Consider the following 22,569-nt stretch of genomic DNA (forward strand, 5'->3'; position numbering starts at 1 on the left):
AGGGGCGCATTATACAGACCTCTTCATTCCGGTCAAGCTAGTTTCGAATTTATTTTACAATCAACTCAACACCAACTTCGCTAACACCACCATCCTCTAGCGAGCCGCGCATTTTACAGATCAGAATATTTTCGTCAACTACATTCTGTAAAATTTATATTTGGTTGCGGGGACAGGATTTGAACCTGTGACCTTCGGGTTATGAGCCCGACGAGCTGCCAGACTGCTCCACCCCGCGTCCGATTCGCCGCTTCGTTATTTACGTTGCGTCGAGAGGTGAAACTATAGCAAATCTGAAACTTCTGTGTCAACGCCTTTTGGGCGATTAATTATAGAAAGCCGACTCAATTCGCGCAGTTCACAATTTCAATCAATCACTTATCAAAACCGCTCAAAGTGGTTTATTTTCGTGATTGATCACGACAGAGCGGACGTAAGCTAGATCCGCTTCAGTATCCACGCCTGCCGCAGGCGCTTTTTCTGTAATTTCCACACTGATTTTATAACCGTGCCAAAGCACGCGTAATTGTTCCAACGATTCAAAATGCTCAATCGCCGAAGGGGTCAGTGCTGCATATGCCCGCAAAAACCCGGCGCGATAAGCATAAATACCGATATGCCGATAGATGGGCATATTTGTAGGTATATCCTGATTGGCAGCAAATGCATCCCTTGGGTAAGGAATGGGAGCACGACTGAAATATAGTGCATGCCCCTGGTGATCTAATACAACTTTGACGATATTAGGATTAAGAATAGAAGGCGTGTCATGCAGCGCATGACACGCAGTCGCCATTGCAGCTTCTATGTGTGTGGAAAGGTTATTCGCGACTTCTTCAATCAATCTGGGATCAATAAGAGGCTCATCCCCCTGCACATTGACGACAATGGCATTGTCGCTCCAACCCTGCTTTTGCACAACTTCGGCAATGCGATCCGTACCCGAAGCATGGTCAGGGCGGGTCATGACAACGTCATAGCCATAAGCTGCGACAGCATCGCGAATACGTTCATGGTCTGTGGCGACAACCACTTCTGTTGCGCCGCTAGCAACCGCCTGTTCAACTACCCGAACCACCATCGGCTTTCCGGCGATATCAAGCAATGGCTTGCCTGGCAAGCGACTACTGGCATAACGGGCAGGAATCACAACCTTGAAGGTCATTACTCGACCTCTTCCTCTGCCGGCAGTTTGCGCGCTTCTTCTTCCAGCATGACAGGAATGCCATCATTAATCGAATAAGCAAGACGGCATGGCTTGCAAATCAATTCCTGCTCTGGTTTTTTGTAATGCAGCGGCCCCTTGCAAATGGGGCATACCAAGATTTCAAGTAGTTTCGCATCCATGGATCAATCTTCCTTTTCTATGAGTCGCGTGAGACGCGCCAGTATTTTCTCTGCGAGTGCACGGTCGATTTCTGCAGCAATGGGCATGAACCACCAATTTTCACGTGCAAAAGATGTGCACTTGACGGCATCCTTTTCGGTCATGAGCACAATCTCATCCTTGGCGAACTGAAAATCTGCCTCGCTATACGCGTGATGATCAGCGAAAGGGTGAGCCTCAACAATCAGGCCCATGTTCTCTAGCTGCCCGAAGAAACGCTGCGGGTTACCGATACCTGCAACCGCATGCACACGCCTACCAATCAGTTCGGATAACTCCATGCGCGTCTCAGGATTACTCAACTGCCGCAAGCTATCAGGCACCAGTTGCATGAGGTAACCCCCAGCCGCAGGCGGCCCGCTATTGAAAACAACCGCATCAACTTCATCAAGACGTGAACTGGTTTCCCGCAACGGCCCAGCCGGGAGCAATTGACCATTGCCGAATATGCGCTCGCCATCAATGATAGCAATTTCGATATCGCGTTCTAACGCATAATGCTGCAGGCCATCATCACTGATGATCAGGTTGCACTCTGGGTAATCTCGTAACAGATGACGGACAGCGCGAGTACGCTTGCGACCGACATACAAGGGAACGCCAGTGCGATGCGCCAGCAAGACGGGTTCATCGCCAACATCCTGGGGCAGACTATCCTTACTCACCTGATGTGTATGGATGACATTGCCGCCATAGCCACGGCTGATGATGCCTGGATACCAGCCATTCTGCCGTAACTGCTGTACCAGCCAAATCACGAATGGTGTCTTTCCAGTACCGCCGACATTGATGTTACCGACAATAATGATGGGAACGGGTAATTTCAGGGATTTAAACAACCCTAGCCGATAGGCCAGCCTGCGCAAGCCAATAAGTATCCAAAACAGCCACGAAAACGGCCGCAGCACTAGTTGCCAGGCGGTACGACGGTACCACTGGCGCTCCAGCCACCGGCTGAATCGCTGGTTCATCTCACCGGGCTCCTAGTGGAACTGTTTCTGGTAAAGCTTGGCGTAGTGTCCGCCCAGAGCCAGAAGCTCTTCATGACTTCCTCCTTCGATAATCTGCCCTTGCTCCATGACCAGAATACGATCTGCGTTTTCTATGGTGGAGAGCCGGTGAGCAATCACAATTGAGGTTCGATTTTGCATCAGTTCATCCAATGCGGCCTGCACATGGCGTTCTGACTCTGTATCCAGGGCAGACGTCGCCTCGTCCAGCAGCAAAATGGGAGCATTCTTGAGGATCGCGCGGGCAATTGCCAACCGTTGACGCTGGCCGCCAGAGAGCCGCACACCGCGATCACCAATCTCGCTCATGAGGCCATTGGGTAGTTGTTGAATAAAATCCCAGGCATGCGCGGCCTTGGCTGCAGCAATCACCTCTTCTTCAGTGGAATTGCGCAGCACGCCATAGGCAATATTGTTGAATACCGTGTCATTGAAGAGGATCACGTCCTGGCTCACCAGGGAAAACTGCTGACGCAGGCTCTTGAGGCTCAGGTTGCGGATATCCACGCCATCGATGAGCACCTTGCCCTGCTGCGCCTCATAGAAACGCGGCAACAGATTGACCAAGGTGGTCTTACCGCCACCAGAGCGGCCAACCAGGGCAACCTTTTCCCCTGGCTTGACGGTGAAATTGAGATTACTCAAGGCAGGACGTTTGGCAGCCGCATATTGCAGAGTAACGTGCTCAAATACGATTTCACCTTTGGCGCGTCCAATCTCCTCTTTACCCTCATCGACTTCCTGCACAGTGTCGATGAGATCAAATACGCTATGTGCTGCTGCAAGGCCGACCTGCAATTCTTCATTGAGGCTGGTCAATGTTTTAACCGGCCCGATCAGCATGAGCAAAGCACCGATAAATGCAGCAAACTCCCCCGCGCTGAACTTGCCAACAGCATAAAACACCACCAAAGCCAAGGCCACGCCAGCCAGCAACTCGACCACCATGCTGTTCATGCCGGAAAAGCGCGCCAGGCGGATTTGCATATGGCGGTTCTTGCCTGCCACCTTGGCAAAACGCTGGTATTCATAATCGCCGCCGCCAAAAATCTTCACCATGCGCTGGCCGGAAACCGCTTCTTCAATCACCTGGGTCATCTCACCCATGGTTTGCTGCACCGCCTTGCCAGAGCTGCGCAGCCTGGGAGTCATGCTCTTGAGGTACCAAGCCATGGCAGGGGCCACCACAGCAAAAATCAGGGTTAATTGCCAATCTAGGTAAAGCATGTAGGCAACCATGCCAACAATAGTCAAGGTATCGCGCACGGCGCTCATCGCCACCTTGGTGGCTGCGCCAGCCATCTGCTCAGTGTCATAAGTGAGCTTGGATGTAATCACCCCAGCCGATATGGCATCAAAGAAACTGACCGGCAAGCTCATCAAGCGACGAAAAGTATCCTGGCGCAGATTTTCCACCACACGCCGGGCCACCCAGCGCATGGCGAAGTTCGAGACAAATCCGGCCAATGCACGAATTGCCAGCAAGCCAAACAACATGAATGGCAGCAGGTGTAGCTTGGACGAATCCTGATTGACGAACCCTTCGTCGGTCACCATTTTGATGGTGGCGAGAAAGCCTGTGTTGGTTGCGGAGAAAGTCACCAGCGCGATGACGCTGATCAGGAATACAAACCAGTAGCGGGTTGCATATTTGAGAAGGCGCAGGTATAAAACCCGCGCACTTTGCACGGAGGCGGTTGCCTTCCCAAGTGCATCATTGGACATTGTTAATACTTTTTAAAATTCAAGAACCGGAACGTGCCTGTGTTGCAAAGGTAATCTGGCTATATCCCGCCTGACGCGATGCTTCCATCACATTGACCACCGACTGGTGGCTGCTCTTGGCATCTGCGCTGATGATAATAGTAGGATCCTTACCATCGCCCACAGCCTTTTTCAAGGCATCGGCAATCCCTGCAACAGAATCATCCGCAACATCCTTGTTGTTGATCACATAATGGCCGGATTCATCCACCCCCACATTGATCACCAAAGGCTTGTCCTGTGGTGTTTCAGCTTCAGCGGTAGGCAGGTTAATCTGCAATTCCGTGACACGTGAAAAAGTCGCACTCACTACCAAGAAGATGATGATCACCAGCAACACATCGATCAATGGCACGAGATTCATTTCCAGATCTTCGTGCTTTTTGCCTCGTTGGAAATTCATTCCTTGCGCTCGCCGTGGATAATTTCAACCAGCTTGACTGCTTCCTGCTCCATCTCGACGATGAAGCCGTCAATCTTGCCGCGGAAGTAACGATAGAAAATCATGGCCGGCACAGCTACCACAATGCCACCGGCCGTATTGTACAGCGCCACGGAAATGCCGCGCGCAAACTGCGCTACGTCATGACCTGTCGCGGTAAAGGCGCCAAACAGTTCCACCATCCCGATCACGGTGCCCAGCAAACCCAGTAATGGGCTAACAGTGGCAATCGTGCCCAGGGTAGTCAGGTATTTTTCCAGCTTGTGCGCGACTGCACGACCAGACTCCTCAACCGCCTCCTTGAGCACATCACGCGGTGCGCCAAGGTTCTTGAGCGCACTGGCAAACACGGTACCCAGCAAGGAGTGCTTTTCCAGCCTGGACAAAGCTTCCGGCGTCACCCCGGCACGCCCCTGGCCCAGCCAGTTCTGCACCTCGGGCAACAAGGTCTTAGGCACGATCTGCTGCTCGCGCAAGGCGATCAGGCGCTCGATAATAATGGCAACTGCTACGATTGAAGCAAAGATCAGCGGCCAGATCGGCCATCCTGCCGCTTTAATGATTTCCCACACAAAGTGCCCCTAAGATGTTCTGTAAAGTGGCGTTACTTTATCGTGCGCCGCCGGTTTCAGCAAGGGAAGCCGGTGTAAAACCGGCAGGCATGTCATACCAGTACCGTCGCGACTTTTCGCGCCAGCGGGTTGCCGCAATTCCACTGTCTCGTTTGAAATCCAGAATCACAGCACCATCATGATCCGAACGATACCGCTTGGCACCGATGGCATCATACTGCGCCAGAACCTCCTGCCGCGGATGCCGGAAGCGGTTGCGATAGCCCACTGTGAAAATAACCGCTTGCGGTTTTGCGGCCTCAACAAAACTAAGGGTGGAAGAAGTCTTGCTACCATGATGCGGCGCCACCAGCACGTCAGTGGCGATATTCTGTGATGTTGCATCCAGCAAGTCGGCCTCGGCGGAACGCTCAATATCTCCGGGCAGTAATAGTGTGCCACCCGCACTGCGGACGCGCAGCACGCAACTGCGGTTATTGGTTTTGACACCAGCCGGGAACGTGGCCGCATTGGCAGGATATAGCATGTCAAAATCAATCCCATCCCAATGCCATTGCTGGCCTGCCTGGCATGGCAAATGCTGCAGATTGGCAAGTTCGGGTTTATCAGCCGGCAATGAACTGAGCAACCAGTCCACCGGGATGGCAGACAGAACAGAATCAAGGCCTCCAGTATGGTCAAGGTCATCATGGCTCACCACCACGCCATGCAGGCGCTTTACCCCTTCGCCGTGCAGGTAAGGCACAATCACCCGGCTACCACTATCGCTTTCGCTCGAGAACTTTGGGCCGGTATCGTATACCAACACATGCGTTTCCGTCCTTACCACGACGGCCAGCCCCTGCCCCACGTCCAGGACCGCAACGCGCATATCCCCATTCGCTGGTGCTGGCGGAACCTCGAGAAAAAGCGGCAACAGCCCCACCAACCCAAGCCAGCGCAAGGGAATGCCCCTGGGCAGCAACAGGCAGGCCACGCCCACAGCTGCCAACAACATGGCCAGCACTGATGGCGCATGCTGCTGCCATACCGCGGAAGGCAAATTGCTCAGCCATACCAGGATATCCATGGCGAACTGCATGATCCAATGCGCCAGCCATAACAAGGAATCCAGGGGCAGAAAACTGCCAAGCAATGTCAATGGAACAATCACCAGGCTCACCAAGGGAATGGCAAAGGCGTTGGCAAATGGAGAAATCAAGGAAAACTGCCCGAACAACAGTAGTAAGGCAGGCATCAGGCCAACCGTCACCGCCCACTGTGTCAGAATCGCGTCCCGTAGCCAATGTGGCCTTTGCAGGCGGCCGCCCATCACATAGGCGATCAGTGCAACGGCACCGAAAGAGAGCCAGAACCCGGCTGCGAGCACTGCCCAAGGATCGATCATTACCACGATCAGCAAGGCCAGCAGCAATACCCGGCCTATGGACACGCGCCGTCCTGACCAGAATGCCAGGGCAAACACGGATAACATATATAAAGTACGTTGCGTCGGCACGGAAAAACCCGCTACCAGCGAATAGGCAACCGCCGTCAGCACTCCGGCAAGCAGCCCGACCTTGCGTGCGGGCAAATAAAGCACCCAGCCGGGAATCCTGCGCCAGATGCCAACCACGAGGGCATAGACAATCCCTGACAGCATGGTGATATGCAATCCGGAAATACTGACCAAGTGAATGATCCCGGTACGGCGGAACACCTGCCAATCCTGTTGGCTGATGGCATCATCCTCACCAATCGCCAGCGCTTTCAATACCCCGGCATAAGGTTTGTCCTGCAGGACATGCGCCATGCGCTGGCTCACCGCCTCCCGCACCATCTCCACCCAGTAGCCGGGCCTGTTCACCTGGGCATCCAGCCGCACAGGAGAAGGGTTATTGCGGATATAGCCGCTGGCGCGGATGTTACGCTCCAGCATCCATAGCTCGAAATCATAGCCATGGGGATTGGATGTGCTGTGCGGACGTTTGAGCCGGACCGTCAATTGCCAACGTTCGCCGGCATGGAATATCGGCAGGCTGGCATCTCGCGCCGGAGATGAAGGAGCGCCCATGGCAAAGCCGCCCCGGTAATGCATCAGGGAAATTCTTTTGGGAACTACCGCACCGGGTGTTTGCACCTGCTCGACATCAAAATCAAACCGCTCACCACGGTCATGCGCGGCAGGCAGGCTTGCCACCACGCCGATGATTTGAATATCGCGGCCTTCCCAGGCATGCGGCAGCTCATCGGCCATGCGGGAATGTGCCAGCCATGCCGCCCAGCTAAACCCTAGCGCAGCGCCCAGCAAGCCGAGCAGCAGGTGATTGATCACATCCAGGTGACGCAAGCGCCAGGAAAGGAAAAACAAAGGCAGCAAGCCCCACGCCCAGGATAGGGTGGGCAATCCCGGCAATTGTTGCAACGCCCAGGCACCGGCTACAAATGACAGTGCAAAAATGGGCATCGCCGATCACCCAATCAGGCGGGATTCAGCCTGCCGTCTTCAAGGCGGTATTGCCGCTGCATGCGGGCTGCCAGCTCTAGGTCGTGCGTCACCACCACCAGGCTCACACCCTGATCACGATTCAGCTCCAACAAGAGATCGAATACCCCCTGGGCCGTATGCCGGTCAAGGTTACCGGTCGGCTCGTCCGCCAGCACGCAACGCGGACTGGTCACTAGCGCCCGCGCCACGGCGGCACGCTGACGCTCGCCGCCGGAAAGCTCACCCGGCATATGTTCCAGCCTGTGGCCAAGCCCTACCTTCGCCAGCACTTCCTGCGCGCGCGCCAGCGCCTCGGTACGCGACAAGCGGCGTATCATCAACGGCAAGGCCACGTTTTCCAGCGCAGTAAATTCCGGGAGCAAATGGTGGAACTGATAGACAAACCCCAGCGCCTGATTGCGCAATTCGCCACGCTGCGTTTCATTCAATGCCGCAAGCGGCTTGCCCATCACATTGACGCTGCCAGCGCTTGGCTCGTCCAGGCCGCCGAGCAAGTGCAGCAAAGTGCTCTTGCCCGAACCCGACGTCCCGACAATCGCAATCTGCTCACCTGCATCTACCTGCAGGCTGATGCCATTGAGCACTGCAACGTCAAGGCCGGTATAGGTTTTCTGCAAATCCGTGCATTGCAGAATGGTCGGGTTACTCATAACGCAAGGCCTCCGCCGGGTTGACCCTGGCCGCACGCCAGCTTGGGTAAAGGGTAGCCAGCAGGCTCAAGACAAAAGACAGCACCACGATCACGGCCACGTCCGACCACAGCAGTTTGGATGGCAGGTCACTGATGTAATACACATCCTTGGCAAGAAACTGTGTACCCAAGATACGTTCGATAAATGGCACGATGGTGTCGATATTCAATGCGATCAGGACACCGAAGAATGCGCCAACCACAGTGCCGATCACGCCGATCAGAGCCCCTTGCACGATGAAAATCTGCATGATGCTGCGCGGGCTGGCGCCAAAGGTGCGCATGATGGCAATGTCGGCACGCTTGTCCGTCACCGCCATGACCAGTGTGGAGACAATATTGAATGCCGCCACCGCCACAATCAGCGCCAGTATGATGAACATCACGCGTTTTTCCATCTGGATGGCGCGGAAGAAATTGGCATGCTGCTGTGTCCAGTCACTGATGTAATAGTTGCCAGCGCCCATCAGGCGCTGCCCCAGTTGGCGCGCTACAGCCGGGGCATCGAACAGGTCATCAAGCTTGAGCCGCACGCCGGAGACGCTGTCACCCATGCGGTAAAGCTTGGCAGCATCATCGATATGAATCAAGGCCAGCCCGGAATCGTATTCAAACATGCCGATCTCGAACAAGCCGACCACCTTGAACTGCTTGATGCGCGGCACTACGCCCGTGGGCGTGAATTGGCCCTGGGGCGCCATCAGCACTACCTTGTCACCCAGCACCACGCCCAGCGACTGGGCCAGCTCGGAACCCAACACCACGCCAAACTCGCCCGGCTTGAGGTCAGCCAGTTTTCCTGCGCGCATATGGTGGCCAAGTTCGGCCACCTTGTCTTCGAGGCCGGGCAATACGCCGCGGATAATTGCGCCCTGCACCGCTTGTCCAAAGGAGAGCATGCCTTGCGCCATAACATACGGGGCACCATCCTGCACATGCGGCGCGCCATCGACCTTCTGCAACAGGCCTTGCCAGTCCTCCAGCGTATTGTTCGGCCCGGTAATCTGCAGGTGCGAAGCCACGCCGAGAATACGGTTGCGCAGTTCATCCTGGAAACCGTTCATGACCGAGAGCACGACGATCAATGCCGCCACGCCCAGGCCGATGCCGACCATGCTGGTCAGCGAAATAAAGGAAATAAAGTGATTGCGCCTTTTGGCCCGCGTGTAGCGCAAGCCGACAAAAAGCTCAAAGGGAAGTTGTTTGAAAAATGCCATGCCGCATTCTAGCGTGAAAGAGCCTCATGTACAGCACCGACCACGGTTGCAAGCCAATAAAAAAGCCCTTCCAACAACTGGAAGGGCTTTTGTTTATAACAAGCGCCGCTTAGAAGCGGATGCTCTCGCCACGGCGACGGCGTGCAACCAATGCCACGACCCCCATGCCCAACAGCAGCATGCCGTATGTCGCTGGCTCAGGCACTGCCGCAATAGAAGTAAAGACAACCAAGTCTTGGTAGTTCTTGTTCTTCAGATAGGTCAGGCTGTAGTCGCCAGTAGCCAGAATACTGTCATCGTTGACGCCAGAGAGCCATGTCTTGGCAAGCGAAATAGCCGCCTTGGATTCTGCATCGTAGCTGCCAAACCACAAGAAGCCGTTCCATACTGGATCAGCTTCAAACTTGCCTTTATCCAGGTTAAGGTTGTCCGACTTTTCACTGACGATTTCCCAAACGGCCACCTGGAAGGCAGCTGAGGAAATTGCGTCATCGACAAAGGAATAGTACTTGTTGGCCAGATTGGTCAGGTTGCTTTCTACCGTGGAACTGAAAGTACCTTCGGTATAGACGGCAGATTTGCCAAATGTTCTGAAGTTTTGCGTCAACTCGACGCAGAAGGCGGCAAAAGAATCACCATTGCTCCAAGTACCGGAATATGCACCTGCGGCAACATCACCCGATACACCGCCCCACCAGCCGAATAAACCTGAACCCTTCAGGTCGACGTTGACGTCAACCACGTTTTTCTTGCTGGAAAACTCATACCCGGTCAGCGTGGCCTCAATACCGGCAGATGGTGTCGCCAATGCAGACTGACTAATGATGGATGCACCAATCAGCAGTGCGCTTACAATTGTCCCCTTGAAATTCAACATTACAGCCCCTTCTCTAATTTTTACTTTACTGCAATCGACAAACAGTCTTCTTGAAAATTGATACGGACTTATTTGTCCCGTTTGATACTGGGACGCAGTATAAGGTTGATTTCATTTTTTGCATTTAGTACGTCTGGACTAATTAGTACCATCGGACTAATTCTCGTTGTCACAAAAATAACCATCTAATTATATTGAAACTTTACAATTCAGATTAAAAACAAGGGAAGCGCTTAGCTTCCAAACAAAATTCCGCCAAAGTCCTTCCTACGTCTGCTAGAATTCACATCATGTTTACCGGCATTATTCAGGCCCAGGGCCATATCAGTTCCATCACGCCCCATGGCGATGACGCCAGGCTTGTCATTGATACAGGCGATCTTGACCTGCAGGATGTCGCCATTGGCGACAGCATTGCCGTCAATGGTGTCTGCCTGACCGTGATTACATTGGGATCAAGATCATTCGAGGCAGATGTCTCCAAGGAAACCCTGTCATGTACGGTTGGACTGGATACCCTGCGCGAAGTCAATCTGGAAAAAGCACTGCGACTTTCTGACCGCCTGGGCGGCCACCTGGTCAGCGGGCATGTTGATGGCGTGGGCCAGGCCATTCGCTTTGAGCCAGTTGGCGAAAGCATGTTGCTCGTTGTGCGCGCCCCAAATAGCTTGTCACGCTACATTGCGGTAAAAGGCTCCGTCACCATTGATGGTGTCAGCCTCACGGTGAACAGCGTGGATGGCGATGATTTCAGCGTCAACCTCATCCCGCACACTGTGGAAGTCACTACATTGAACAGCCTGGGCGTAGGCAGCCGCGTCAATCTTGAAGTTGATCTCATTGCCCGTTATGTGGACCGCATGACGCAATGGAGCAATATACCTGCCTGAACCTCTGGCATTCTGCAAACTCACCCCTTATAAATCATGATCAGCCCGACCACAGAAATCATTGAAGAAATGCGCCAAGGGCGCATGGTGATCCTCGTTGACGAAGAAGACCGCGAGAACGAAGGCGACCTTGTCCTTGCCGCACAGTTCACCACTGCCGAACATATCAACTTCATGGCAAAACATGGGCGCGGCCTGATTTGCCTGACATTGACTGAAGAACGTTGCAGGCAGCTAGACCTGCCCGCCATGGTGGAGAGAAATGGCAGCGGCATGGGCACCAATTTCACGGTTTCAATCGAAGCCGCCACCGGCGTCACTACCGGCATATCTGCCGGCGACCGCGCCAGAACCATACAAGCAGCAGTAGCACCGAATGCCAAGCCGACCGACATTGTCAGCCCTGGCCACATCTTCCCGGTTGCCGCGCAAAACGGCGGCGTGCTGGTGCGTGCAGGCCATACTGAGGCTGGATGCGACCTCTCTGCCCTGGCAGGCCTCACTCCCGCTTCTGTCATTTGCGAGATACTCAAGGAGGATGGCAGCATGGCCCGCCTGCCTGACCTCATTGAATTTGCCAAGCAACATCATCTCAAGATCGGCACCATCGCCGACCTGATCCAGTATCGCAACGAGAACGAATGCCTGGTCAAGCGCGCCGCAGAACGCGATGTCATCACCCCTTATGGCCCCATGCGTCTGATTGCCTATGCCGATACTATTGCCAAGCGAACCCATCTGGCATTGGTCAAAGGGAACATCAGCCCCGATCAGGAAGTGCTGGTGCGCGTCCATGAACCACTTTCCGTGTTCGACCTCATTGATGAAAGTAGCCGCTCACATTCATGGAACACCTTGCAGGCCATGAAGAAGATTCAGGAGGCGCAAGCCGGCGTTGTCGTATTGCTGCACAATGGTGAAAATGCCGAGGACCTGGTGGAGCGTATCAAGTTTGCCGATGAACCGGTCCGCATCCGCCAGGACCTGCGCAATTACGGCATAGGCTCGCAAATTCTGCTGGATCTGGGCGTGAAGAAAATGAAACTGCTGGCCGCGCCACGCAAAATGCCGAGCATTGTCGGCTTCGGCCTGGAAATCACCGGATACGTTGAAACACCCTGAGCGGCTGATTCAAGCCATGGTTATATGAGATAATAGCCACGTGGAAAACGTTAATCTCACTGGTCAGTTTCTGGTTGCCATGCCCGCCATGACCGATCCCTATTTCGCAAAGTCGGTCACTTTCGTCTGCGAACATAATACTGATGGCGCCATGGGCATCGTCATCAACCGCCCTATCGATATGAAGCTACAGGCATTGTTCAAGCAATTGAACCTGCCGCTTTCCAGCGAACTGACAGACCGACCGGTCTATTTCGGCGGCCCGGTACAGCTTGATCGTGGATTCGTCCTGCACCAGCCGCTGGAAGACTGGGACTCCACGCTCAACATCGACGAAAATACAGGCCTCACCACTTCCAAGGATATTCTGCAAGCGGTTGCCGAAGGACATATTCCCAGCAACTTCTTTATCAGCCTGGGGTATGCAGGCTGGTCAGCAGGCCAGCTGGAACAAGAGATTGCCCAGAATGCCTGGCTGACGGTAGAAGCCACGCCAGAACAACGCGACCATGTGCTGTTCGGCTTGCCCGCAGAAGAAAAGGTACAAGCCACAATGGCATTGCTGGGCCTGGATTTCGCCCGCTTTGCCGAGGAAGCCGGGCATGCCTGAGGCCGCGCCCAGCCAACCGACCCTAGGCTGCGTGCTCGGATTCGACTTTGGCGAAAAGCGCATAGGCGTCGCGATTGGCGAGCACTTGCTCGGCATTGCCCACCCGCTCATTACCATTGACGAAGAAGCCAATGACAAGCGTTTTTCTACCATTGCCGAGCTGATTGCCGAGTGGCAACCGGTTGCCTTGGTGGTTGGCCTGCCAAGCTACCTCAATGGCGACGAGCATACGCTGACCCAGCTTTGCCGCAAATTTGCACGCCGCCTTGAAGGCCGCTTCAACCTGCCGGTAAAACTGGTCGATGAGCGCCTGAGCTCCGCAGAGGCCAGCCAGGCGCTCAGGGAAAGCGGCATTACCGGCCGCAAGCAGAAACCCATGCTGGACCAAGTAGCCGCACAGCATATCCTGCAATCCTACTTTGATGGACTTGCCTCATGACATTGAACCCGCAATTACCTAATGCAGAAGACCTGCTCCTGATTCTGGAACAGAAACTTGCCCCATTCATCCAGCCAAAAACCGCCATTGTCGGCATCCACAGCGGCGGCGCCTGGATTGCCGAACGTTTGTTTCCCTCGCTGCAACAATCCCACCCTGATTACTCGCTGGTGCTAGGCATGCTCGACAGCTCGTTCTATCGCGATGACTACAACCAGCGCGGCCTGCACGCCGAAACACGCCCGTCGCAGATTCCATTCGACGTTGAAGAACAGCACATCATCCTGCTCGATGATGTGTTCTATACTGGTCGCACCATACGCGCGGCCATGAACGAACTGTTCGACTACGGCAGGCCAGCCAGCATCAGCCTGGCCGTGCTGGTGGACCGCGGCGGGCGCGAACTGCCGATCTGCCCGCAGGTAGCAGCGCTGGAACTGGAAATCCCGCCGCAACAAAAACTGCAATTATCCCGTGATGAAAACAACCAACTCCAATTCACCCTGGAGGCGCATGCCTGATGCATAACCCCCAACTTACCAAAGACGGCAAGCTCAAGCACCTGCTCACCACCGAGGGATTGCCACGCGCCATCCTCAACCAGATACTGGATACCGCCGAATCCTTCGTCGGCGTGGCCGAGCGCGAAGTCAAGAAAGTGCCTTTGCTGCGCGGCAAGACCGTCTGTAACATTTTCTTCGAGAACAGCACGCGCACCCGGACGACATTCGAAATCGCAGCCAAGCGCCTTTCGGCGGACGTCATCACGCTGAATGTCGGCACTTCCTCACAATCCAAGGGCGAGACCATACTCGATACCGTGGACAACCTCACCGCCATGCATGCCGACATGTTTGTCGTGCGCCATGCTGAATCCGGCGCGGCCCATTTCATTGCGCAGCATGTCGCCCCGCATATCCACGTGATCAATGCAGGCGACGGCCGCCATGCCCATCCGACCCAGGGCTTGCTCGATGTGTTCACCATCCGCCGCTACAAGCCGGAAATGCACAACCTGCGCGTGGCCCTGGTGGGCGATGTGCTGCACTCTCGCGTCGCACGCTCCGAAATCCACGCGCTTACCACGCTGGGCATACCTGAAGTGCGCGTGATCGCGCCCAAGACCTTGCTGCCGCAGCATGTGGAAAAACTGGGCGTGCAGGTTTACCACGACATGAATGAAGGCCTGAAGGACGTGGATGTGATCATGATGCTGCGCCTGCAGAACGAGCGCATGAATGGCGCCCTGCTGCCTAGCGCCCAAGAGTATTTCAAGTGTTATGGCCTCACGCAGGAAAAGCTGGCGCTGGCGAAACCTGATGCCATCGTCATGCACCCGGGACCAATGAACCGCGGCGTGGAAATCGACTCGGCCGTTGCCGATGGCAAGCAATCCGTCATCCTGCCCCAGGTCACCTACGGCATCGCCGTACGCATGGCGGTCATGAGCATACTTGCAGGAAACTCCGAATGAACATCGTCGAGATCAAGCAGGGGCGGCTGATCGACCCCAAACACAATATTGATGCCATCCAGGATATCTACATCAGTAATGGCAGGATTGCAGGCATAGGCAATGCTCCAGACGGCTTTGCTGCCGACCAGGTCATAGACGCAACCGGACTGGTTGTCTGCCCTGGCCTGGTGGATGTTTCAGCACGCCTGCGCGAACCCGGCAATGAATACAAGGCGACACTGAAAAGCGAACTGCATGCTGCCGTCGCGGGCGGCATCACCAGTCTCGCCTGTCCGCCCGATACCGATCCGGTGCTGGATGAATCCGGCCTGGTTGAAATGCTCAAGCATCGCGCCGAGCAACTGCACCTGAGCAACGTATATCCACTGGGCGCGCTCACGCGCCAGCTTGCAGGCAAGCAGCTCACGGAAATGAACGAGCTCACCGACGCAGGCTGCGTCGGCTTCACCCAGGCTGACCAGGCCATTGTTGACACTCAAGTGTTATGGCGCGCCATGCAATATGCTGCCACCTTCGGCTTTACCGTATGGCTGCGCCCGCAGGAACCTTACCTATCCCAGAGCGGTGTGGCGCATGATGGCGAGGTAGCTGCACGCCTAGGCCTCAAGACCATCCCGGTCGCGGCTGAAACCCTGGCATTGGCCACCATCATCCACATCGCGCGCGAAACCGGCGCCAGGGTCCACCTGTGCCGCCTTTCCAGTGCCGAAGGCGTGACCATGGTGCGCGAAGCCAAGCAGAAAGGCCTGAAGATCAGTTGCGATGTCAGCGCCAACCACCTGCACCTCACCGAGCACGATATCGGCTTCTTCGATACCAACTGCCACTTGCGTCCGCCGTTGCGCAGCCAGCGCGACCGCGATGCCCTGCGCCAAGGCTTGGCAGATGGCACCATTGACCTCGTATGTTCGGACCATGCCCCCGTGGATGAAGATGCCAAGCTCATGCCGTTTGCTGAAGCGGAAGCAGGCGCCACCGGGCTGGAACTGCTGCTGCCGCTTACCCTGAAGTGGGCAGAAGAACAGAAAGTACCGCTGGCCGAAGCGCTGACGCGCATCACCAGCGTACCCGCGGCCAGCCTGGGCATCAGCCAAGGGCACCTGGGCCTGGATGCGCAGGCAGACGTCTGCATCTTCGACCCGCAGCAATACTGGAAAGTGAAAGCAGCCAACCTGTTAAGCCAGGGCAAGAACACCCCGTTCAACGGACTGGAACTGGCAGGCAAGGTGCGTTACACCCTGGTCAACGGCCAGATTGCCTACAGCGGCTAGATGTCCAGGCCCTCTGTAAATGATTTGCAGAGGGCCTGAGGCTCGTCCAGCAAGGATTAGCTAAGCATCTCGCGCCGGGAAAATGCCTTTTTTCACCACGGCATGCACGCCCCAGTTGCCATCTACCACCTGAGTCACACCAAAGTCCACGCCGATCGACATCAATGAAACCGCCTCGTCCTCGCTCAAATGCTGGGTATGCATGAGGAAATGCCGCATCTTGCGGAATGCATCCTTGAGCGCCAGATCCAGCGAGGATTTCGAAAAGATGCTGTTTTGCGCATCAGCGCCAAGCTCGGCAAGGTAGTTGGCATAGCTGAAGCCATGCAGCACCCATTCATCCTGGGTTTCCAGCAGCGGATATTGCAGGCTTTCCAGTGCGGTGCCTGCCAGATCGGCCTTTTTGTGCAGGATGAACTGGAAGGTGCCGGTCAAGGAACACTCGATCGCGGTGCCGCACATTTCAGAATCCCCTTGCGAGGCATGCGGATCACCCACTGAGAACATGCCGCCCGGCACTGAAACCGGGTAATACATGGTCGCGCCCTTTCCTATGCGCCAATTGTCGATATTGCCGCCGGTGTAGCTTGGCGGGATGGAGTTCACCATGTCAGCCTCCACCGGCGCCAGCCCCATGGTGCCGAAATGCGGGCGTACCGGGACGCGGATATTTTTCAGCACATCGTAATTTTTGCTGATGGTGCTGTGATCAACAGGCACGCCTGGATAATCGACAATCGGGTGCACCACGCCGAAAGGATCGGTCTGCGGCGTCCAGCGGTAGTTATAGAATGCACGGGCCCAATTGCGCTCCCCTGTGGCATCCAGCTCGTAAATCGTCACGACTTCGCGCTTCTTCGGCTCTTCTATCAGATCGTTATAGTGAAAGCCCCAGTTGGCGGCGACATTGGAGCCGAAAGCCTTGCCCTTGAATTCAGGGTTGGCGCTCGGGCGCAATGCCACATCAACAATCCGCACCTCCAGCACATCACCCGGCTGCGCGCCCTTGACTGCAACCGGCCCGGTACAGATATGCACGCCGAGGCCACCGCCAGCCCCCAGCTTGTGATCCATCGGCCCGACCCCGCGACGATCCACATTCTTGTGCTTGCTGTCCCAGTAAAACACGCTCTCGGCGCCAGGGTCGCCCTTGACCATGAGCGGTGCATCGTCATTGGAATGGTGGGTCAGTGTCTCCATGGTGGCGAAGTCACCCGACTCAAGCTCCACAATGGGTTTCAGGGATTTACTGAAGAACCCCCAATTCACGGTTTTATCGTTAGCGGGAATATAGTAATGGGTGGCATGCCCGGTGGAGGCACCAGACTTGGGCGTAGTCTGGCCAAAAGCACTGGCACTGATCCCCATGCTTGCCGCAGAGGCGAGCACGCCTCCGACGGCAAAGTCACGCATGAAATCGCGCCTGCCTTCCTGAAACTCTTGCTGGATTTCCGGGTTATCCGCTGCATGTGAATGATGACGGCACCCTTGCTGACAGACATGCTCACTCATTTGGCCAACTCCCATGATATTGAAAAGGTCATTAGGAACCAAAGCAATATGAATACCAAATGAGTGTATGTATAAAATTACATATTATTCAGCAAGATAGATTGACATAACTTCTACTTCCCCGCATTCCTCCGCACCATGATTCAACACCATGCACTATCGCGGCCCATGGCGAATCATCATTGCATCGGTTTCTTGCGCAACTTCACCGGCTTTCTCGTAGCCACGCGCTTACGCATGCGGATGTTGAGCATTTCCACCGCCACCGAGAACGCCATGGCAAAGTAGATGTAGCCTTTCGGCACATGCACATCGAAGCCTTCCACCATCAGTGTCACGCCAACCAGGATCAGGAAGGACAAGGCAAGAATCTTAATCGTGGGGTGCCCATCGACAAACTCGCCTATGGACTTGGCAGCAAACAGCATGACACCCACAGCAATAATGATGGCGGTCGCCATGATGCCGACATGGTCGGCCAACCCAACGGCGGTAATCACGGAATCCAGCGAGAATACGATGTCCAGCACGGCGATCTGCACCAGCACCATGCCCATGCTGGCAACGACCACATTGCCTTCGTTATGGCCATCGACGCCTTCAAGGCTGTTATGGATTTCATGCGTGGCCTTGGCGAGCAGGAACAGGCCGCCGCCAATCAGGATCAAGTCGCGGCCGGATACTTCCACGCCAGCAATCTCGAACCAGGGCTGGGTAAGGCCCATGACCCAGGAAATGGAGAATAGCAGCGCCAGGCGCGCGATCATCGCCAGGCTCAGTCCAAGCCGTCTGGCAATGTTTCGCTGCTTTTCCGGCAGGCGGCCGACGAGGATGGAGATAAAGATGATGTTGTCTATGCCGAGGACGATTTCCAGGGCAGTCAATGTTGCGAGCGCAATCCAGGCTTCAGGGCTTGCCAACCATTCCAGCATATTCGGCTTTCAGAAAAGAAAATTGGAGAATATCAGCAAGCAGTGCTGACAGGCTCACACTATACCGAGATTATCCAACCCTGCGGAGAGGTCCTTGTCCTTGGCATCCTTGCCCTCCAGCTTGATCCTGAGCCTGAGGTCGTTAACCGAATCCGCATTGCGCAGGGCATCCTCATAGCTGATCAGGTCTGCCTCGTGCAAGACGAACAGGGATTGGTCAAACGTCTGCATGCCCAGCTCGCGCGACTTGGCGATGATCTCCTTGATTTCGTGCACTTCGCCCTTGAAGATCAGGTCGGAAATCAGCGGCGAGTTGATCATGATTTCCATCGCCGCAACACGGCCTGTGGTGCCTTTACGCGCAATCAGACGCTGGGAGACAAACGCCTGCACATTGAGCGACAAATCCATGAGCAACTGGTGGCGGCGCTCTTCCGGGAAGAAGTTGATGATGCGGTCCAATGCCTGGTTGGTGCTGTTGGCATGCAGGGTGGCCATGCACAGGTGCCCGGTCTCGGCAAAGGCAATAGCGTAATCCATGGTTTCACGGTCACGGATTTCGCCGATCAGAATCACGTCCGGCGCTTGGCGCAAGGTGTTCTTGAGCGCTGTCTGCCAGTTGTCGGTATCCACCCCGATCTCGCGCTGGGTGATGATGCAGTTCTTGTGCTCATGCACAAACTCGATCGGGTCTTCTATGGTGATGATGTGGCCGTGGCTGTTTTCATTGCGGTAACCTACCATCGCTGCAAGCGAGGTAGACTTGCCTGAACCGGTACCGCCAACAAAAATCACCAAGCCGCGCTTGGCCTGGGCAACCTCCTTGAGTATCTCCGGCAGCCCCAATTCCTCAAGACGCGGAATCTTGGTGGTAATGGTACGGAACACCAGGCCGACACTGCCGCGCTGCACAAAGGCATTGACGCGGAAACGCGCCACGCCTGGCATGCCGATGGCAAAATTGCACTCGCGGCTTGCTTCAAATTCTGCCGCCTGCTTGTCGTTCATGATGGCACGCGCAATCTCGCGCGCCTGCTGCGCTGTCAGTGCCTGTTGCGTTACCGGCATCATCTTGCCGTCTATCTTCATGGCCGGCGGAAATCCTGCCGTAATGAAGAGGTCGGATGCCTTCTTACCCAGCATCAACCGCAATAGGTCGAATACAAACTTCTCTGCTTGCCCCTGATCCATATAATTCGTTTATCTCCGGCTAGCCGACAAAGGCATCCTTGTTGGCAGCTTTGGTTCTTGCCTCGGCCAGGGAAATCAGGTTACGCCGCACCAGGTCTTGCAGGTTCTGGTCCAGGGTCTGCATGCCGACATTCTGCCCAGTCTGGATCGCGGAATACATCTGCGCAATCTTGTTCTCGCGGATCAGGTTGCGGATAGCTGGCGTGCCGATCATGATTTCATGCGCCGCCACACGGCCTTGCTCATCCTTGGTCTTGCACAGGGTTTGCGAGATCACGGCGCGTAACGATTCCGACAACATGGAGCGCACCATCTCCTTTTCCGCTGCCGGGAATACATCGACGATACGGTCTATGGTCTTGGCAGCGGAACTAGTGTGCAGGGTGCCGAACACCAGGTGGCCGGTTTCAGCCGCGCTTAGTGCCAGGCGGATGGTTTCCAGGTCCCGCATTTCACCGACCAGGATCACGTCCGGGTCTTCACGCAGTGCTGAACGCAAGGCATTGGAAAATGACAGGGTATGCGGCCCGACCTCGCGCTGGTTGATCAGGCATTTTTTCGAGATATGCACGAACTCGATCGGGTCTTCCACGGTAAGAATATGGCCGAACTCGTTTTCATTGATGAAGTCGATCATGGCCGCCAATGTGGTGGATTTACCGGAGCCGGTAGGCCCGGTCACCAGCACGATGCCGCGCGGGTTCTGCGCAATCTCGCGGAAGATGGGCGGACAGCCCAACTGCTCCATGGTCAGCACCTTGGAAGGAATGGTACGGAATACCGCGCCAGCCCCGCGGTTCTGGTTGAAGGCATTGACACGGAAACGCGCCAGGTTGGGGATCTCGAAGGAAAAATCACACTCCAGCGTCTCTTCGTACACCTTGCGCTGGCCGTCGTTCATGATGTCATACACCATGTCGTGCACAGCGCTGTGGTCCAGCGGCGGCACATTGATCTTGCGCACATCGCCATGCACCCGGATCAATGGCGGCATCCCTGCCGAGAGATGCAAGTCGGAAGCCTTGTTTTTGACCGAGAACGCCAGTAAATCCGAAATATCCAAGAGAGGCTCCTGTTATAATTTTGCCCCAGGCACGCTGGTGCCCGGTATGGTTGCAATCACGAAGGATGGACGGATTATGGACACAATTGGCGGGCGCTGGCAAGCAATCAAGGCCAGCATCGAGGCCGCAGCGCTTGATGCCGGAAGAGCGCCGGACTCTGTGAGCCTGCTGGCCGTAAGCAAGGCGCACCCGGCCAGCGCCATGCGCGAAGTCTACATGCTCGGGCAGCGCAAGTTCGGCGAGAATTACCTGCAGGAAGCGCTGACCAAGCAGGCAGAACTCAAGGACCTGGCGATAGAATGGCACTTTATCGGCCCGATCCAGAGCAACAAGACCCAAGCAATCGCCCAGCATTTCGACTGGGTGCACAGCGTGGATCGCGTCAAGATCGCCGAGCGGCTCAATGCGGCCCGCAGTGCAGAACTCCCTCAGCTTCAGGTCTGCATCCAGGTCAATATAAGCGAGGAAAACAGCAAGAGCGGCGCCAGCGCGGCAGAAGCGATTGCGCTTGCCGGACATATCAGGCAATTGCCGCGCCTGAGCCTGCGAGGCCTTATGGCGATTCCTGCGCCGACGGCCGACCCGGCAGTGCAGCAGGCCCAGTTCCGCGAGGTGCGTAACATCTACCAAACACTATTGGCGCAAGGTCACGACCTGGATACCTTGTCCATGGGCATGTCGGAAGATTTTCCCGCAGCTATCCGGGAGGGTGCGACAATAGTCAGGGTGGGCTCAGCCATTTTCGGTGCCCGGATCAAGTCAACAACATCAACAACAGAATAGTCACTATGAAAATCAGCTTCATCGGCGGCGGCAACATGGCAGGCGCCATCATCGGCGGACTCAAGCAAAAAGGCTTCAACACGGCAGATATCAATGTCGTGGAACTGGATGCAGCAAAGCGTGCGCAACTGACAGAAGCGTTTGGCGTGCAGGCCACGGAGCACCTGCCCAGCGTCGTCAATTCAGACGTCATCGTCCTGGCAGTCAAACCCCAGCAACTGCGCGACCTCGCTATTTTTCTCGCGAGTTTTCTCAAGCAGCAACTCATTATTTCCATTGCCGCCGGTATCAGTTGCGCTGCCCTCAGCCGCTGGCTGAACGGCTACAGCGCCATTGTGCGCGTCATGCCCAATACGCCTGCGCAAATCCAGGCTGGCGTGTCTGGCCTTTATGCGGCAGAAGGCGTCAGCATGGAACAGCGCGAACAGGCCAACCTGCTATTGTCCGCTGCAGGCAGTACATTATGGTTGGACGATGAAAGCAAGATAGACGCAGTCACCGCGATTTCTGGCAGCGGCCCGGCTTATGTGTTCTACTTCATTGAAGCACTGGAACAGGCAGCACTGGAGCTTGGCTTTGACCCGGAACAGGCACGCTCATTGAGCCTGCAAACATTCCTCGGCGCCAGCAAGCTGGCAAGCCAGAGCGACTCGCCCGCAGCGACATTGCGCTCCCAGGTAACATCCAAGGGCGGCACCACAGAGCGGGCGATCCAGTCCATGGAACAGGCCAATATCAAACAGGCGATTATCCAGGCAGCGCATGCGGCAGCGGAACGCGCACGCGAACTGGGCGAACAATTAGGAAAGGATTAACAATGCCAACAGCAA

Annotated in this window: 23 protein-coding genes and 1 tRNA gene; 9 read left to right on the plus strand and 15 right to left on the minus strand. The window is 55.5% G+C overall.

Features of this window, described 5'->3' with window-relative positions; translation table 11 throughout:
• Nucleotides 1-161: 161 nt before the first annotated feature.
• The 11 genes from LG198_RS06085 to LG198_RS06135 form a co-directional block, all read right to left on the minus strand.
• Nucleotides 162-238, minus strand: a tRNA-Met gene (locus LG198_RS06085).
• 153 nt (nucleotides 239-391) lie between these two features.
• A complete protein-coding gene (gene kdsB / locus LG198_RS06090) occupies nucleotides 392-1,165 on the minus strand; it encodes a 3-deoxy-manno-octulosonate cytidylyltransferase (protein ID WP_230342294.1) in 774 nt (257 codons plus the stop codon).
• Nucleotides 1,165-1,347 carry a Trm112 family protein gene (locus tag LG198_RS06095; protein WP_230342295.1) on the minus strand — a complete coding sequence of 61 codons (183 nt, stop codon included), beginning with the start codon at nucleotides 1,345-1,347 and terminating at the stop codon, nucleotides 1,165-1,167. The genes kdsB and LG198_RS06095 overlap by 1 nt, the downstream gene beginning before the upstream one ends.
• 3 nt (nucleotides 1,348-1,350) lie before the next feature.
• Nucleotides 1,351-2,358 carry a tetraacyldisaccharide 4'-kinase gene (gene lpxK, locus LG198_RS06100; protein ID WP_230342296.1) on the minus strand — a complete coding sequence of 336 codons (1,008 nt, stop codon included), beginning with the start codon at nucleotides 2,356-2,358 and terminating at the stop codon, nucleotides 1,351-1,353.
• A 12-nt stretch (nucleotides 2,359-2,370) separates the two neighbouring features.
• Complete coding sequence (gene msbA, locus LG198_RS06105) at nucleotides 2,371-4,122, minus strand: lipid A export permease/ATP-binding protein MsbA (RefSeq protein ID WP_230342297.1); 1,752 nt, start codon at nucleotides 4,120-4,122, stop codon at nucleotides 2,371-2,373.
• 19 nt (nucleotides 4,123-4,141) lie between these two features.
• Entirely contained in the window at nucleotides 4,142-4,564 is a 423-nt protein-coding gene (locus LG198_RS06110) for an ExbD/TolR family protein (protein ID WP_230342298.1), read from the minus strand.
• On the minus strand, nucleotides 4,561-5,175 hold the full coding sequence (locus tag LG198_RS06115; RefSeq protein WP_230342299.1) for a MotA/TolQ/ExbB proton channel family protein: 615 nt from the start codon (nucleotides 5,173-5,175) through the stop codon (nucleotides 4,561-4,563). The genes LG198_RS06110 and LG198_RS06115 overlap by 4 nt, the downstream gene beginning before the upstream one ends.
• 37 nt (nucleotides 5,176-5,212) lie before the next feature.
• Nucleotides 5,213-7,621, minus strand: coding sequence for a DNA internalization-related competence protein ComEC/Rec2 (locus tag LG198_RS06120; protein WP_230342300.1), 2,409 nt, complete (start codon nucleotides 7,619-7,621; stop codon nucleotides 5,213-5,215).
• A gap of 14 nt (nucleotides 7,622-7,635) precedes the next feature.
• Nucleotides 7,636-8,313 carry a lipoprotein-releasing ABC transporter ATP-binding protein LolD gene (gene lolD / locus LG198_RS06125; protein WP_230342301.1) on the minus strand — a complete coding sequence of 226 codons (678 nt, stop codon included), beginning with the start codon at nucleotides 8,311-8,313 and terminating at the stop codon, nucleotides 7,636-7,638.
• Nucleotides 8,306-9,571, minus strand: coding sequence for a lipoprotein-releasing ABC transporter permease subunit (locus LG198_RS06130; RefSeq protein ID WP_230342302.1), 1,266 nt, complete (start codon nucleotides 9,569-9,571; stop codon nucleotides 8,306-8,308). The genes lolD and LG198_RS06130 overlap by 8 nt, the downstream gene beginning before the upstream one ends.
• Before the next feature lie 109 nt (nucleotides 9,572-9,680).
• Complete coding sequence (locus LG198_RS06135; protein ID WP_230342303.1) at nucleotides 9,681-10,448, minus strand: PEP-CTERM sorting domain-containing protein; 768 nt, start codon at nucleotides 10,446-10,448, stop codon at nucleotides 9,681-9,683.
• A 290-nt stretch (nucleotides 10,449-10,738) separates the two neighbouring features.
• On the opposite strand from LG198_RS06135, the gene LG198_RS06140 reads away from it, so the two are divergent.
• Genes LG198_RS06140 through LG198_RS06170 form a run of 7 tightly spaced genes read left to right on the plus strand, consistent with a single transcriptional unit; the run spans nucleotide 10,739 to nucleotide 16,257 of the window.
• The gene (locus LG198_RS06140) at nucleotides 10,739-11,338 is read left to right on the plus strand and encodes a riboflavin synthase (protein ID WP_230342304.1); all 600 of its coding nucleotides are present in this window, start codon (nucleotides 10,739-10,741) and stop codon (nucleotides 11,336-11,338) included.
• 36 nt (nucleotides 11,339-11,374) lie between these two features.
• The gene (ribBA, locus tag LG198_RS06145; protein WP_230342305.1) at nucleotides 11,375-12,460 is read left to right on the plus strand and encodes a bifunctional 3,4-dihydroxy-2-butanone-4-phosphate synthase/GTP cyclohydrolase II; all 1,086 of its coding nucleotides are present in this window, start codon (nucleotides 11,375-11,377) and stop codon (nucleotides 12,458-12,460) included.
• A 40-nt stretch (nucleotides 12,461-12,500) separates the two neighbouring features.
• Nucleotides 12,501-13,070 carry a YqgE/AlgH family protein gene (locus LG198_RS06150; protein WP_230342306.1) on the plus strand — a complete coding sequence of 190 codons (570 nt, stop codon included), beginning with the start codon at nucleotides 12,501-12,503 and terminating at the stop codon, nucleotides 13,068-13,070.
• Nucleotides 13,063-13,509, plus strand: a complete 447-nt coding sequence (gene ruvX, locus LG198_RS06155; RefSeq protein ID WP_230342307.1) for a Holliday junction resolvase RuvX — start codon at nucleotides 13,063-13,065, stop codon at nucleotides 13,507-13,509. Before LG198_RS06150 ends, ruvX begins: the two co-directional genes overlap by 8 nt.
• Complete coding sequence (gene pyrR / locus LG198_RS06160) at nucleotides 13,506-14,030, plus strand: bifunctional pyr operon transcriptional regulator/uracil phosphoribosyltransferase PyrR (RefSeq protein ID WP_230342308.1); 525 nt, start codon at nucleotides 13,506-13,508, stop codon at nucleotides 14,028-14,030. Before ruvX ends, pyrR begins: the two co-directional genes overlap by 4 nt.
• Nucleotides 14,030-14,983 carry an aspartate carbamoyltransferase catalytic subunit gene (locus tag LG198_RS06165; RefSeq protein ID WP_230342309.1) on the plus strand — a complete coding sequence of 318 codons (954 nt, stop codon included), beginning with the start codon at nucleotides 14,030-14,032 and terminating at the stop codon, nucleotides 14,981-14,983. Before pyrR ends, LG198_RS06165 begins: the two co-directional genes overlap by 1 nt.
• Nucleotides 14,980-16,257, plus strand: a complete 1,278-nt coding sequence (locus tag LG198_RS06170; RefSeq protein WP_230342310.1) for a dihydroorotase — start codon at nucleotides 14,980-14,982, stop codon at nucleotides 16,255-16,257. The genes LG198_RS06165 and LG198_RS06170 overlap by 4 nt, the downstream gene beginning before the upstream one ends.
• A gap of 60 nt (nucleotides 16,258-16,317) precedes the next feature.
• Here the strand turns inward: LG198_RS06170 and LG198_RS06175 are convergent, their stop codons facing one another.
• From LG198_RS06175 to LG198_RS06190, 4 genes are all read right to left on the minus strand, one after another.
• Entirely contained in the window at nucleotides 16,318-17,769 is a 1,452-nt protein-coding gene (locus LG198_RS06175; RefSeq protein ID WP_230342311.1) for an acetamidase/formamidase family protein, read from the minus strand.
• Between the two features lie 179 nt (nucleotides 17,770-17,948).
• Nucleotides 17,949-18,701 (minus strand): TerC family protein, encoded by a 753-nt coding sequence (locus tag LG198_RS06180; RefSeq protein ID WP_230342312.1) that lies wholly within the window; start codon nucleotides 18,699-18,701, stop codon nucleotides 17,949-17,951.
• A gap of 54 nt (nucleotides 18,702-18,755) precedes the next feature.
• The gene (locus LG198_RS06185; protein WP_230342313.1) at nucleotides 18,756-19,892 is read right to left on the minus strand and encodes a PilT/PilU family type 4a pilus ATPase; all 1,137 of its coding nucleotides are present in this window, start codon (nucleotides 19,890-19,892) and stop codon (nucleotides 18,756-18,758) included.
• A 19-nt stretch (nucleotides 19,893-19,911) separates the two neighbouring features.
• Nucleotides 19,912-20,955, minus strand: coding sequence for a type IV pilus twitching motility protein PilT (locus LG198_RS06190; protein WP_230342314.1), 1,044 nt, complete (start codon nucleotides 20,953-20,955; stop codon nucleotides 19,912-19,914).
• A 76-nt stretch (nucleotides 20,956-21,031) separates the two neighbouring features.
• Here LG198_RS06190 and LG198_RS06195 point away from each other — a divergent pair, with 76 nt between their 5' ends.
• Nucleotides 21,032-21,739, plus strand: coding sequence for a YggS family pyridoxal phosphate-dependent enzyme (locus LG198_RS06195; protein WP_230342315.1), 708 nt, complete (start codon nucleotides 21,032-21,034; stop codon nucleotides 21,737-21,739).
• A 5-nt stretch (nucleotides 21,740-21,744) separates the two neighbouring features.
• The gene (gene proC / locus LG198_RS06200; protein WP_230342316.1) at nucleotides 21,745-22,554 is read left to right on the plus strand and encodes a pyrroline-5-carboxylate reductase; all 810 of its coding nucleotides are present in this window, start codon (nucleotides 21,745-21,747) and stop codon (nucleotides 22,552-22,554) included.
• Nucleotides 22,555-22,569: the final 15 nt, after the last annotated feature.

It is taken from the genome of Methylobacillus arboreus, from assembly GCF_020532725.1.
Classification (GTDB): Bacteria; Pseudomonadota; Gammaproteobacteria; order Burkholderiales; family Methylophilaceae; genus Methylobacillus; species Methylobacillus arboreus.